The sequence below is a fragment of the Wolbachia endosymbiont of Ctenocephalides felis wCfeT genome, from assembly GCF_012277295.1.
Taxonomy (GTDB): domain Bacteria; phylum Pseudomonadota; class Alphaproteobacteria; order Rickettsiales; family Anaplasmataceae; genus Wolbachia.
The window spans coordinates 1158495-1171739 of record NZ_CP051156.1; the positions used below are offsets into that span (position 1 = coordinate 1158495).

The following is a 13245-nucleotide window of genomic DNA, read 5'->3' on the forward strand; positions in this document are numbered from 1 at the left end:
CAATCAATAAAACTGATATTATGTGTCATTTGTTACTAAATTCTTACTATTATCAGCATTTTTGTAATTTATGGAAACTAACAACCAACCAGGATCTGATGAATTGATATTCTTTTTAAATTGCCATGTATCTTCAACTTTATTAATAGTGGACGTACTGCCAGAAATTATTTCTCCTTTTTCATTTTTAACGAAATTAATTTGTTCTGAAAGGAAATACACTGCAATAAATACAACATTTTTCACCAACTTCATTTCTAAAATTTTCTGTTCAATGACAGAAACAATCACTGATTCGTGCACTTCTTTGTTATGCTTAATCTTTTCTGCAAAGTGACTATATAAATCTTTATCTACCAGGGGTTTCAGTTGTGTTAAATTACCTTGATTAAAATATTTTATTATTAGCTCAAAGGCTATGCTTGAACCTTCCATAAAACGACTGATAGAAAAATCTTTATTTTTTTTGATTATTTGTTCATAAGTGGCTTTCATTGGCCCTTCACTTATATAATCATCAATATTTTCCACTACACATTCTCTGCTTGGAGTTACATCCAATACTTTAGTGAATTTTTTTATATTTATATTAGTAGTTTTTCCTAAAGAATTGTACAAACGCGAGAAAATAAATGCTGCTAATAAAGCATATATCACAAGTTCTATCATAATAAATTTAACTCCCCGTCAAACTGAGCATAATATTATTAATAATTAAAATATGTTATCAGTTTATAATTAGGTTGACTATTCATTTATAAATAGATATCATAAAAAAGTCTCGAATTAGTTAAAAGGAGCTTAAGAAATGTTACAACAAAAGATGAAAGTTCACGGTCAATATATAAAAGATTTATCATTTGAAAATCCAAATTCGCCATTCCTTGCTACCAGTAAGTCTCCTGATATTAATGTTATGGTTAATATCAATTCAGCAAAATTGGAAGGTGCAGAAGATCCAGATGGAGGAGAAGAAAGATCTTTCCATGAAGTTACTTTGCATATAGAAATTAAAGCAACAGTGAAAGATGATAACATAAAAGATAGCGTGGCTTTCATTTGTGAAACGAAATATTGTGGTATTTTTTCAATAGAAAATTTTAAGGATTTAAGTGAAGAAGAAGTGAGACAAGCTCTGTTTATTGGCGGACCTGTTTTTCTTTTCCCATTTGCAAGAGAGGTGATTGCAAGAGTTACAAGCAGTGGTGGATTTCCTCCTCTTATGTTGGATCTCATAAATTTTGAAGCTATGTACATGCAACAAAGCCAACAACAAAAAAGTACTGTGAGTAATGAAAATTTTAACTAATTAGTATTATTGCCTATACTATAGCAGCATTAATCAATGAAAGAAAAACAGCCGCACTGCCCAGATCCTTGACCTTTTTTGAGAGTGCATGTTGTTTGCTGGAAATGCGTTCAATGGTTGTTTCAAGAGCTGTGTTAATGATTTCTATAATCAATACTAAAAACAGGCTACCTATCATAACAGCACGCTCTGATTTACTGACGTCAAGCATGAAAGCAATAGGCGCACACATAACAAATAACAACAATTCCTGTCTAAACGCAGTTTCTGACAAAAAAGCTGCCTTTAGTCCCTCAAAAGAATACCAGATTGTTTTGTATCCATTCAGCCGGGCGGTAAAATAAAGAGTAGACAAGGAATGCTAAAAAGGTAAACTAGAGTGGCTGTGAGGTAATATGGTTGATCTTTTAGAATTTTGCGAAAGTTTAAGCAGACTATAGAAAAGTTAGAAACAAAAATAGAAGAGCTTAAAGCAGAAAATAAAGCGCTAAGGATCGAAAACGCTGAGTTAAAAGAAAGGCTTGGCTTAAATTCAAAAAATTCATCTATACCAAGCTCCAAAGAATTATATAAGATGAGGGAAAATAAGCCAAAAAGTGACAGGAAAGTAGGAGCACAGGTTGGACATAAAGGCAGTTACCGCCCTAAAATGGAGGCAGATGAGATGGTAAAAATAGAACTGCCCAATACGTGTGAGTGCGGAGGAGAAATTGCGGTATCAAAAGATCCGTATACTCATCAAAAGGTCGATTTGCCGGAAATCAAGCCGTATGTAGTTGAATATCAACTAGAGCATGGACGTTGCAAAAGATGTGGAAAAAGAAAAAGTAGCAAGCTACAAGAAGGAGTAACTGCGGACACATTTGGTCCAAGAGTTAAGTCAGTAATTGCAGCATTAAGTGGATTTTACAAGAATTCGAAAAAAGAAGTGGCAAATATTATAAAGGACATTTTCAACCTGGATATCAGCGTCGGTAGTGTATCAAATAGCGAGGCTAGAGTGGCAGAAAAATGCCAAGAAGCATATGAGCAAATTGAGGAAGAGGTAAGCAAGAGCAAAATTTTACATATCGATGAAACTAGCCATTACAACAAAGGTAAACAGGGCTGGTGCTGGATGTTTGCGAGCAAAATAGGAAGTGTGATCAAATTGACAGAGTCAAGAGGGATGAAAGTCCTGGAAAATAGTAAATTTGGAAAGAATAACAACCTAGTAGTGACCGACAGATATGCAGCTTACAACTACTTTTCCAGCAAGAAAAGGCAGGTCTGTTGGGCACATTTAGCAAGAGATTTTGAAAGGTTGTCTCATAGTTGGAATAGCGAAGTGAAAGTTTTGGGGTATTATTTAAGGAATGTTGCTACTGAATTATTTGCATTGAAAAAAGCTCTGTTAAAGGATGAAATAGACACATTAAGGTTCATAAGAAGAGCAAGAAAATTACGCAAGTGAACGAGATATTACTTAAAGAATATATCAAATTTACCCGAGGCAATTGGAGCGTCTCGAGTAGCAAAAAATATCATGAAATCGGATCTGATGATGTGGAAATTTTTGGACGATCCAGAAAATATTCCACTGACAAACAACTATGCTGAGCAACAGATTCGGCATTACGTTGTTTACCGAAAAGTTTCATATTTTACACAATCGAAACGGGGAAATATGTTTCTTGAGAGGATAATTTCATTGTACTTGACTTGGAGGCAAAAGAAGTTAAATCCTTTTCAAAACCTACTGGCTATTGCTTCTTAAGCCATACACCTGAATGGATACGTGGATGGCTATACTTATGAAATTAATAGAAATGTTTTAATAACAAACCTTTCTTGTCATATTATGACTTGATTATAGGATCAAGTTAAAAAGACCTGGATTCTAGCGCCAAGCGCTAGAATGACACCATTTTGTAGGTAACTGGCCCAAAATGCGATGTTCGTACAGTTGTGTTTGAAGATATTAATTAGGTTTATATATTTCAAGTCAAATCTTTATTAAATAATAAAATAATTTCCTTAAATTACTAAGAATAGTATTAACGCATCGTTAATACTTGTTACTTAGAATTAGATTATGTTAATAATTTAAAGGTTGAAAAATGTTTGGTAATAATCAATTTACAGGTTCAAGTACATTTAGAAAGAATCATAAACATCTTGAAAAAGTTTTAGATAAAATTCAATTAAGTTATGTTTTAAGTGAAGATGATATAGAATTTTTACAAAATGATAATGTTGTTAATACAACTGCAAAAGGTAGTAAAGGGGGTTTAAATGGTATCTTAAGAGCATATCAAGAAAATCCAGCTAGACCAGGTGATTTAAAGGATATAATCAACAAAGCGATTCGTGCTAGTTACTCGTTAGCAATGAACTCAAGTGAATTTGAACAAGACGATGAATTAGAAGAGCAGCAAAGCATTGCAAGCGGGGCAGACTGACAGTGTAGTTTCTTCTCATGACAGTTCTGATGATTATTTAATCTTTGATAATCAGCCACAGTATGAGGCAGTGGTTGAAGATCCTATAAAGAAAGAGTTGGCTCAAAAGATAGAAGAAATCAAGAGTAAGATCAAAACATTAGAGACAAGGCAAAATGATCTAGCGAAGGATCGTGCTGATCTAAAGAAAAACAAAAGGCTATTAGCAAAGTTTCCTTTTTCAAAACAACATAAAGAGTATAAAAAAGTGAAACATGATCTTAAAGATGTTGTAGGAAATAAATGGCATTTAATTCTTGAGGAAAGCAAAGAGGAATTGCAATTAATAACAATAGAAGAAAAAGATGTGAATCATCGTTTGCACGCATTGAAAACACTTCAGACAGATTTGAAAAAGAGTTTATATAGCCTTTTTTATGAAGACAAGAAGGTTATGAGAACGGAAGAGTACGAAGTAATAGAAAAAGTGCTGCAATTACGTCTACGTAACACAAGGAAAGCTAAATGGGAAGCAGCTATTGAGAAAAATAATAATGAACTAGAATCAGCAAAAGAGAAAAGGAATGCTGGTATTCGCCTTGAAGAGCTACAAAACTTACAGAGAACTGTAGAGCAAGATTTAGAGAAGCTTAAGCAAGAAAAAAAGCCTATGCGATCAGAAGATTATGAAAGTGTGAAAGGATTGCTGAAATCTCAGTTATATAAAATAAGAGAAGACAAGTGGGAAGCAGCTACTGAGAAAAATAATAATGAACTAGAATCAGCAAAAGAGGAAGGGAATGCTGGTGTTCGCTTTGGAGAGCTACGAAAATTACAGACAACTGTGGAGCAAGATTTAGAAAAGCTTAAGCAAGAAAGAAAGCTTATGCGGTCAGGAGATTATGAAAGTGTGAAAGGATTGCTGAAATCTCAGTTACATAAAATAGGAAGGGCCAAGTGGGAAGCTAGGCTTGATCAAAAGTTTGAAGAGAACAAAAACACACGACTTAATAAAATTGCAAAAGATATTGACAGTAAATATGTAGAGAAAGCAATAAACAATAACTATAAAGATAATAGGTATAGATATTTTTGTTATGAAGAAGAAAAAGGAAATGAGCAATACGAATATAGAACTTTTGAAAGAGTTTTATTCAATAGAGTCGATACAACATATAAAGATAAGAAAATTCTGTGCAAATGGGATATTTATCAAGTTGAAACTTTCCTGGAAGACTTTAAAACTAAAAAAGATTTAACAGAAGGGGATAAAAAGGATATAAAATCTCTAAAAGAAATACGCCAAGATTTGAAGAATGAAATGAGACAAAGTAAAAAGGATTTTAATTCAAGAGATGACTTATACATTAACAAATTGAAAGAAAGCAGGGGTGAATCTTGTTCGTATCCATTCAGGTGTATGGCTTAAGAAGCAATAGCCAGTAGGTTTTGAAAAGGATTTAACTTCTTTTGCCTCCAAGTCAAGTACAATGAAATTATCCTCTCAAGAAACATATTTCCCCGTTTCGATTGTGTAAAATATGAAACTTTTCGGTAAACAACGTAATGCCGAATCTGTCGCTCAGCATAGTTGTTTGTCAGTGGAATATTTTCTGGATCGTCCAAAAATTTCCACATCATCAGATCCGATTTCATGATATTTTTTGCTACTCGAGACGCTCCAATTGCCTCGGGTAAATTTGATATATTCTTTAAGTAATATCTCGTTCGCTTGCGTAATTTTCTTGCTCTTCTTATGAACCTTAATGTGTCTATTTCATCCTTTAACAGAGCTTTTTTCAATGCAAATAATTCAGTAGCAACATTCCTTAAATAATACCCCAAAACTTTCACTTCGCTATTCCAACTATGAGACAACCTTTCAAAATCTCTTGCTAAATGTGCCCAACAGACCTGCCTTTTCTTGCTGGAAAAGTAGTTGTAAGCTGCATATCTGTCGGTCACTACTAGGTTGTTATTCTTTCCAAATTTACTATTTTCCAGGACTTTCATCCCTCTTGACTCTGTCAATTTGATCACACTTCCTATTTTGCTCGCAAACATCCAGCACCAGCCCTGTTTACCTTTGTTGTAATGGCTAGTTTCATCGATATGTAAAATTTTGCTCTTGCTTACCTCTTCCTCAATTTGCTCATATGCTTCTTGGCATTTTTCTGCCACTCTAGCCTCGCTATTTGATACACTACCGACGCTGATATCCAGGTTGAAAATGTCCTTTATAATATTTGCCACTTCTTTTTTCGAATTCTTGTAAAATCCACTTAATGCTGCAATTACTGACTTAACTCTTGGACCAAATGTGTCCGCAGTTACTCCTTCTTGTAGCTTGCTACTTTTTCTTTTTCCACATCTTTTGCAACGTCCATGCTCTAGTTGATATTCAACTACATACGGCTTGATTTCCGGCAAATCGACCTTTTGATGAGTATACGGATCTTTTGATACCGCAATTTCTCCTCCGCACTCACACGTATTGGGCAGTTCTATTTTTACCATCTCATCTGCCTCCATTTTAGGGCGGTAACTGCCTTTATGTCCAACCTGTGCTCCTACTTTCCTGTCACTTTTTGGCTTATTTTCCCTCATCTTATATAATTCTTTGGAGCTTGGTATAGATGAATTTTTTGAACTTAAGCCAAGCCTTTCTTTTAACTCAGCGTTTTCGATCCTTAGCGCTTTATTTTCTGCTTTAAGCTCTTCTATTTTTGTTTCTAACTTTTCTATAGTCTGCTTAAACTTTCGCAAAATTCTAAAAGATCAACCATATTACCTCACAGCCACTCTAGTTTACCTTTTTAGCATTCCTTGTCTACTCTTTATTTTACCGCCCGGCTGAATGGATACGCGCTAGATAGTTTTTTTCAGAGTACTCCTGCCTTGCCCTACAATCAGCGTGTTACCAACTGCCTAAGTGAAACTTCATTTAGCGCGGATAATTTTAATGGAATGATTCAACTATTTGGTTTAGCGGTAGGAAAATTTACAGGGGTAAAAGACTCAAAGCCAGTAGACGACTTGCCATTAACTGTAAAAGAAATTAAGGAAAGAAAGCTCAATCATATAGAGAACACTTTAAAAGCAGCAATTGATAAGTTTGGCCCTAAAAGCTCATTAAATAATACAACAATATCTAAAGTAGCTAGAAATAATACCCTCACTATGAATTAGCAAAGAATGGAAAAGTGAGGAAAATCCCAATCAGCTTAAGCACAGGATTTTCTTGCTTTTCTGCTTCTTTCTGAGCCATATTTGGAGTTCTTAAATCTGGCTTTAGCTCTTAATTTATTGATTTTGGATCTTTTAAAAACTTTTTTAGTTTTATTGTGCTTGTTGAGTTGCACATTACAGTCAAAATTTGGTTCCCCTTCTTTACTTGCCAACGCAGGTAATCTTTTTTTATCTTGAGGTGTAACGAAAGATAATGCACAACCTTCAGCTCCAGCACGTGCAGTTCTACCTATACGATGAATATAATCAGCTTGTGATTGTGGCGCATCATAATTTATGACGTGTTGAATGTGAGGAATATCAAGACCACGGGATGCAATATCAGTTGCAACCATAATTTGATTGCGACCACGACGAAAGGAATTGATAACTCTCTCGCGCTTATGTTGTCTTAAATCACCATGAATTGCTAAAGCACTATAGTCGTCTCTGCGCAATTTATCAGCTAGCTGATCTGCTCCATGCTTTGTTTTTACAAAAATAATGATTGCTCCTTCACGCTCGCATAATTGTTCAACAAGTTTCTTATATTTTTCTGACTCTGATGCGTAAACAATCTCTTGTTTTATCTTTACAGGAGTCGTATTTTCATGCTGAGCAGAAATACGCTCTGGCTTATTAAGATGCCTTTCAGCAAGCTTTACTATGCCGTTTGGAAGAGTTGCAGAAAACATAAGAGTTTGCCGTATTTTTGGCAGATATTTTATAATTTCTTCAATTTGAATTCCAAAACCCATGTCAAACATACGATCAGTTTCATCAAGTACAAGAGTACTAACATTGCGAATAGCTAAGCTCTTACGCTCAATATGATCTATAATGCGGCCAGGAGTGCCTATTACAATTTGCGGTTTTTTCTTGAGTTGATTTAATTGCCTAAAAATAGGCTCACCACCGATTAATAAAGCAATCTTTAGCGCAGCATTTTGAAATAGTAGTTTTTTGATTTCATTTGTTACCTGTTGTGCAAGCTCTCTGGTTGGTACAATTACTAAAGCTGAGCTGTTATCAGACTTGCTCAGTAGCTTTGTAACTAGCGGGATGGCAAATGCTAGAGTTTTTCCTGTTCCTGTTTGAGCAGATCCGAGAATATCTCTTCCTTGTAAAGCTAAAGGAATTGCTTGCATTTGAATTGGGGTTGGAACAGCTATGTTATTCTTATCAAGTGCATGCTTAAGTGAAGGTGGAATATCCATCCCACAAAAATTAACCAAATTGAGAGCTTCCATCATCATCTCTATAGCAGGAATTATTATCCTACTTCTTCTATTAACTCTAATTTTATTGCAGATTTTTTTTCTTCACCATTTCTTCCGCGTTCCTCTTTAAGCTTATAACTTACCCTTTCTCCTTTAATCCCCTTTTCTTTATTTTCCCCTTTGAGTGAATCAGGTTTTATTCCTGCATGCGACAGTTCAGTAATATGCACAAAAATATCACTTCCTTTATTGTCTGGTTTGATAAAACCGTAACCCTTGTCAGAATTAAACCATTTTATGTGACCAAATTCCTTATTATCAGACGTCATTTAAACAACTCCATTAAATTATCAATTAATATTACTAATGTGATGAAAAACTTTGAAATTACGCTCGAGAATGTCTTAAGTTTAGCTCTTGAAACTAAACCATTATACTCCATAGTCTATCTTAACATTACTTTCCTATAATATACAGTTATTGCATTTAATGCAACTAATTTTTTACGAACCTGCAATAGTATGTGGACGCATATACTAATTTATGGTATATGATTTAGTTGGTAGTGGTTGAGTTCTAATTTTCAGCAGACCTGTTTTTAAATAGCATTTTAACGTACATCACCAACCAAATTAAGGAAAGTGCAAACCAGGTAATTGCATATTCTAAATGCTTCATTGGCTTTATAGTATCAAAACCTTCTTGCCATAATATACATTTATTCAATTCAATACCAAGTTCATTCGAAATTTCTTCTGCACTCAAGGTGAACCATGTGTTTGCATCAATATCGTTCTTAATGAACCAATTTTTATTACCATCACAATATAAAATTCCATTGGCAGTTACTTTTGTGATTTTTACTTCTTCTGTCCTTTTTTTACTTACTATTCCCTTGTTTACTAACATATAATGTCCATCAGCAAGTAGCATAGGAGACAGCACGTAATAGCCACGCTGCCCGGCAAAAACATATAATTCTATATTGCTCAATATTCCATCAATTGCGATGTGCCTATAGTTAAAATCCTCAAGACTGTTATTGAAAGATATTTGAGCAGTAGGAAGGTTCATATTTTTGACAATATTCTTCTTCCAGCTTAATCTAGATAATTGCCAAAATCCTAGTGAAAAAAGAAGTAAGCAAGGTAAAATAAATAATATTTTTTTCAGCACTTTATATTTGTGTACGAAGGTAGTTCTCAACGCCCATTAATTCGATTAGATCAATTTGTTTGTTAATCCAATGCAAATGCTCTTCTTCATTTTTTAATAAATCTTCTAGCAATATTACAGTCACAAAATCCTTTTCTTTTTCAGCTATAGAAATTGCTTCTCTGATGTCTTGGATACCCTTTTCTTCTAGCTTCAAATTAGCTTCTAAGATTTTCTGTATTGTATCTTTTGCAAATTTTCCATCATACTTGAGTATTTCATTCGTATCTTGGAAGTTTGGTACTCCCTCTAATAATAAAATTCTTTCTGCTAATTGATGTGCATGATCAAGTTCTTCGCTAAGCTCATTTTTTACCTTATCCGCAAATCTATTAATTCCATTATTTTTAAGAATTGCAAAATGCAAAAGGTATTGACGCACGGAAGTCAACTCATTAGTCAATAGCCCGTTCAAATGCTTTACTATCTCTTCACTCATAATATTCCTTAAATTTAATATATAGACACAATTTACACGATAATGAGGACTATAGCAATACTTGTGGCAAATTACATAAAACCTTCTACAAAGCGACATTGAAGTAATTTGAGCACAAGAGGCACACAACTGTTAACAAATTAACAATTGTTTCCGTTTAGAAATAACTGCTTGTCATGCCCTTTTGCGGTAGATCTAACATAAACACCATCAATGCTACAGCTGACATGTTAGCTCAAAGTAACATAATCTTTTAAGTAGGTTAATTTAGAGGGTTAAGTATGGTGAAAGGGTACAACTATTATACAAGCAATTTCATAGGCAATAAGAGTTATGATGACTTAAAAAATGACATTAATAGATCTTCTTATATGGCTCCTCGTGCAGGGTATATAACAGAAGAAAACATCAAAGACATTGCAAAGCGAGTGAAAGAATATTGTAAAGAGAATAATATAAAGTTTAATAAATCACAAGGTGAAAGCAATGCAACGCCAAGGCGTGGCCATTCAAGCAGTGGAAATGTAAATATCACTATCAATGAGAATAGAAGGTTAGGTTTGTTGGATTATCTTTTACTATCAAATCTTTTCAGTAGCAGGCAGCAGCCTATAATTATCAACAATCCTCCTGCAGCTTCAGCTTATAGTGCACAAAATTCACAACAAAAGGCTAAAGAAGAGGAGCAAGGGAATAAGCTTTTATTTCTTATAGCGCTTTGCGTTATAACGCACTTGATAGTATGTGCTGTTTATCATTTATATTTCAAAAAAGAAGCAGAAAAATCGGATAAATCAATTGACTATTTAGCAAATCGTCAATTTGATATAGCAGTATTTCAACTATTGTTCGGAGCGGTAAGCGCTATTACTGCTGCTTTTTCGCTTGATCAAAGTGCAATTTTTGTTCCTTTTATAGTTAACACATTTATATGTCTTGGTTCGGTTGTCCTTTTTTGTCGCGAACATGGTAAAACAATCGAGAATGAGGTAGGGCCTTATATGACATTGGCAAAGCATTTGCTATATGAACGTTATCATGAACGTGGACATGGACATGCACCACCAACTTACGATCAAAGTCAGCAGCAGTACCAACCACCAAGTGCACCACTGCCTGATGGTTATGTAACTAATACACAAATGCCGCAGCAGCTTTACCCAAATGTTTCATGCTTTGAACATTAGACTGCCTATGGGATGGTAATTTTTACCCTATAAATCGGTTTCGAAAGAAGTCTAATTTTTATCTTGTGGCCTTATTTGCGATATAGCAACTAGGCTGACAAATAAACAGAAGATTATATAAAACCCGGCGGCAAAATTTATTTGAGCAAATGTTCCAGTAAACCACATGCATATCATAGGAGTAAATCCGCCGTGTAGTGCGTAGGATATGTTGCGTGATAGGCTTACGCCACTAAATCTAACGCTGGTAGGAAATAACTCAGACGTAACTATTCCTATGGGGTTTATTCCTCTCTCTATTATAGAAAAAAACATTACGCTCAGCATAATTACGGTGTAACTTTCATAATGGTATGCAATAGATAATATAGGGCAGCATAGCATCATCGTGACAACTATAAATAAGACTGCTGTACGCTCTCTTCCCATTTTATCAGCCAAAATACCTAGTGCTATTGAGGATATTGGCATCAATATACTGGTTATAATAGACACAATTTCGCTGATATATGTTGTTACATAAACTTCCATTGATGCTATTTCTTTTGCAAGCGTTCTCAAGAATATAGTAAATCCAACAACAACATTGACTGGTATAGATATTAAAACGGCCAGTGTAAGAGCTCTCTTGTGGTGTTTTAGCAGCTCTATTACTGGTAGGCTAGGTGAATGTTTTTGCTTTTTATATTCTGGAGTTTCTCCTAATGTGTATATACTATATGCACTAATGAATCCCAAAATGGCTGAAAAAACAAACGGCAATCTCCATCCCCAATCATTGAAATCAGTAGTTTTTTTGCAGATGATTACAATTACTGCAGAAAGCAAGATGCCAATAGAACGGCCGAAGCCTATTATTCCAAAAAAAAATCCCAAGCTTTTCTTTTTATTAGATAAGTGCTCTATGAGATAAACGGAACTGCCACCTTGTTCAGCACCAAGCGCAATTCCTTGTGTCACATGAATTATGAGGAGTAATATAGTTGAAGCGACGCCTATTTGACTGTAACTTGGTATAAATGCAATCAAACTGGATGGGATCGATATTAATAAGATAGCAGCGGGTAATGCTCTTTTCCTTCCATATCTATCTCCCACATGGCCAAATATGAATGCACCAAGCGGCCTTGCCATAGCTCCAAGGCCTGCTATACCGAACAGTTGTAGTATGTTGTAATAAACATTCTGTGCGGAAAAAAATTCTCTACTTATTATGTTAATCAGCTCAATAAAAAGCATGTGGTCATACCATATTGCTATTCTGCAGAATATAGTTGATATCAATACTCTCGTTTGGTGACTGAACACTTAATTTAATTTGTGAATCACTTAAATTCTGAATGTTTTTTAAAATTTAGTAAAGCCTCTTAACAATGGCTAAAGATTCTTGATTTTTCATAATGATTATACTATAATTGGACAATGTATTTTTGGTGAGGGTTATTATGAAAAAAGCAGGACAAGGAACATTACGTAAGCAAAATCTTTTTGATGCTGCTAAAGAAGGAAATGTCCTTAAGATTAAGGAGCTACTAAAAGAAGTAGAAGATGAAGATATTAATGTAAGAGATATATATAGAAAAACTCCTTTACATTGGGCTGCTGAAAATGGCCATACAGAAGTGGTGGCACTTCTGTTAAGTAAAACAAAAGATCCTAATATAGAAAGTTATGGAGGCAATACTCCTTTGCATTGTGCTGCCATTCGTGGTCATACAGAGGCAGTAAAGCTTCTACTTAATCATGATAAAATAAATCCTGAAGCAGTAGGTAGTGGAACTACTCCTTTATGTTGTGCTACTATGCATAACCACGTAGGGGTAGTAAGGCTTTTGCTCAATCGTGGAGTAGATCCCAATATAAAAAGTAAAAGTAGTGGAAGGACTCCTTTACATTGGGCTGCTGGTCAGGGCAATGCAGCTATAACAGAAATTCTACTAAAAAAAGGAGCGCACGCTAATGTAATGGATAATTATAGCAGAACTCCTTTACACTGGTCTGTTATGTACGATAGAGTTAATCTACATGATAGGATTAAGACGATAAAGATTTTGCTAAAAAATGGAGCAAATCCTTCTATACAAGATGATTATAGAAGGACTCCGGAAGTTTATATTAAAAATCAAGATATTAAGGACTTATTATTAAATCCCAAAATTCCTAAAACTAATATAGAGGATATAAATACATCTTTACATAGAGAAAGAAGCTGTAATATACTATAGAT

At 34.5% G+C, this 13245-nt stretch carries 13 protein-coding genes and 2 pseudogenes; 7 read left to right on the plus strand and 8 right to left on the minus strand.

What is annotated here, in order from left to right:
* Positions 1–18: 18 nt before the first annotated feature.
* Positions 19–669, minus strand: a complete 651-nt coding sequence (locus tag HF197_RS05615) for a Tim44/TimA family putative adaptor protein (protein WP_168464581.1) — start codon at positions 667–669, stop codon at positions 19–21.
* Between the two features lie 139 nt (positions 670–808).
* On the opposite strand from HF197_RS05615, the gene secB reads away from it, so the two are divergent.
* Complete coding sequence (gene secB / locus HF197_RS05620) at positions 809–1309, plus strand: protein-export chaperone SecB (RefSeq protein WP_168464582.1); 501 nt, start codon at positions 809–811, stop codon at positions 1307–1309.
* 13 nt (positions 1310–1322) lie between these two features.
* On the opposite strand, the gene HF197_RS05625 is transcribed toward secB, so the two are convergent.
* Positions 1323–1664, minus strand: a complete 342-nt coding sequence (locus HF197_RS05625; protein WP_246168481.1) for a diacylglycerol kinase — start codon at positions 1662–1664, stop codon at positions 1323–1325.
* Positions 1665–1704: 40 nt separating this feature from the next.
* On the opposite strand from HF197_RS05625, the pseudogene tnpC (HF197_RS05630) reads away from it, so the two are divergent.
* From tnpC (HF197_RS05630) to HF197_RS05640, 3 genes and pseudogenes are all read left to right on the plus strand, one after another.
* Positions 1705–3065: pseudogene (tnpC, locus tag HF197_RS05630) on the plus strand (IS66 family transposase).
* A gap of 343 nt (positions 3066–3408) precedes the next feature.
* A complete protein-coding gene (locus HF197_RS05635; RefSeq protein ID WP_168464583.1) occupies positions 3409–3750 on the plus strand; it encodes a hypothetical protein in 342 nt (113 codons plus the stop codon).
* Positions 3731–5158: a hypothetical protein gene (locus HF197_RS05640; RefSeq protein ID WP_168464584.1), complete on the plus strand. Its 1428-nt coding sequence runs from the start codon at positions 3731–3733 to the stop codon at positions 5156–5158. The genes HF197_RS05635 and HF197_RS05640 overlap by 20 nt, the downstream gene beginning before the upstream one ends.
* Here HF197_RS05640 and tnpC (HF197_RS05645) read toward each other — a convergent pair.
* Positions 5155–6515 (minus strand): annotated as a pseudogene (tnpC, locus tag HF197_RS05645) (IS66 family transposase). The gene HF197_RS05640 and the pseudogene tnpC (HF197_RS05645) overlap by 4 nt on opposite strands.
* 40 nt (positions 6516–6555) lie before the next feature.
* Between tnpC (HF197_RS05645) and HF197_RS05650 the strand changes: the two are divergent.
* Positions 6556–6918 (plus strand): hypothetical protein, encoded by a 363-nt coding sequence (locus tag HF197_RS05650; RefSeq protein WP_168464585.1) that lies wholly within the window; start codon positions 6556–6558, stop codon positions 6916–6918.
* A gap of 35 nt (positions 6919–6953) precedes the next feature.
* On the opposite strand, the gene HF197_RS05655 is transcribed toward HF197_RS05650, so the two are convergent.
* The 4 genes from HF197_RS05655 to bfr form a co-directional block, all read right to left on the minus strand.
* Positions 6954–8174: a DEAD/DEAH box helicase gene (locus HF197_RS05655; RefSeq protein WP_174855553.1), complete on the minus strand. Its 1221-nt coding sequence runs from the start codon at positions 8172–8174 to the stop codon at positions 6954–6956.
* A gap of 56 nt (positions 8175–8230) precedes the next feature.
* Positions 8231–8506: a cold-shock protein gene (locus HF197_RS05660; protein ID WP_168464586.1), complete on the minus strand. Its 276-nt coding sequence runs from the start codon at positions 8504–8506 to the stop codon at positions 8231–8233.
* Between the two features lie 247 nt (positions 8507–8753).
* The gene (locus tag HF197_RS05665) at positions 8754–9353 is read right to left on the minus strand and encodes an SURF1 family protein (RefSeq protein WP_168464587.1); all 600 of its coding nucleotides are present in this window, start codon (positions 9351–9353) and stop codon (positions 8754–8756) included.
* A 1-nt stretch (position 9354) separates the two neighbouring features.
* Positions 9355–9831: a bacterioferritin gene (bfr, locus tag HF197_RS05670; protein ID WP_168464588.1), complete on the minus strand. Its 477-nt coding sequence runs from the start codon at positions 9829–9831 to the stop codon at positions 9355–9357.
* A 281-nt stretch (positions 9832–10112) separates the two neighbouring features.
* On the opposite strand from bfr, the gene HF197_RS05675 reads away from it, so the two are divergent.
* A complete protein-coding gene (locus HF197_RS05675; RefSeq protein WP_218938887.1) occupies positions 10113–11018 on the plus strand; it encodes a hypothetical protein in 906 nt (301 codons plus the stop codon).
* Between the two features lie 51 nt (positions 11019–11069).
* On the opposite strand, the gene HF197_RS05680 is transcribed toward HF197_RS05675, so the two are convergent.
* Complete coding sequence (locus HF197_RS05680) at positions 11070–12326, minus strand: MFS transporter (protein WP_168464590.1); 1257 nt, start codon at positions 12324–12326, stop codon at positions 11070–11072.
* 137 nt (positions 12327–12463) lie between these two features.
* Between HF197_RS05680 and HF197_RS05685 the strand changes: the two genes are divergently transcribed.
* Positions 12464–13243 carry an ankyrin repeat domain-containing protein gene (locus HF197_RS05685; RefSeq protein ID WP_168464591.1) on the plus strand — a complete coding sequence of 260 codons (780 nt, stop codon included), beginning with the start codon at positions 12464–12466 and terminating at the stop codon, positions 13241–13243.
* Positions 13244–13245: the final 2 nt, after the last annotated feature.

What these genes read in the sequence shown, in the direction of transcription:
- HF197_RS05615 (WP_168464581.1), bottom strand. Translation starts at nt 669, where the DNA reads ATGATAGAACTTGTGATATATGCTTTATTAGCAGCATTTATTTTCTCG.
- secB (WP_168464582.1), top strand. Translation starts at nt 809, where the DNA reads ATGTTACAACAAAAGATGAAAGTTCACGGTCAATATATAAAAGATTTA.
- HF197_RS05635 (WP_168464583.1), top strand. Translation starts at nt 3,409, where the DNA reads ATGTTTGGTAATAATCAATTTACAGGTTCAAGTACATTTAGAAAGAAT.
- HF197_RS05655 (WP_174855553.1), bottom strand. Translation starts at nt 8,174, where the DNA reads ATGGATATTCCACCTTCACTTAAGCATGCACTTGATAAGAATAACATA.
- HF197_RS05660 (WP_168464586.1), bottom strand. Translation starts at nt 8,506, where the DNA reads ATGACGTCTGATAATAAGGAATTTGGTCACATAAAATGGTTTAATTCT.
- bfr (WP_168464588.1), bottom strand. Translation starts at nt 9,831, where the DNA reads ATGAGTGAAGAGATAGTAAAGCATTTGAACGGGCTATTGACTAATGAG.
- HF197_RS05675 (WP_218938887.1), top strand. Translation starts at nt 10,113, where the DNA reads ATGGTGAAAGGGTACAACTATTATACAAGCAATTTCATAGGCAATAAG.
- HF197_RS05685 (WP_168464591.1), top strand. Translation starts at nt 12,464, where the DNA reads ATGAAAAAAGCAGGACAAGGAACATTACGTAAGCAAAATCTTTTTGAT.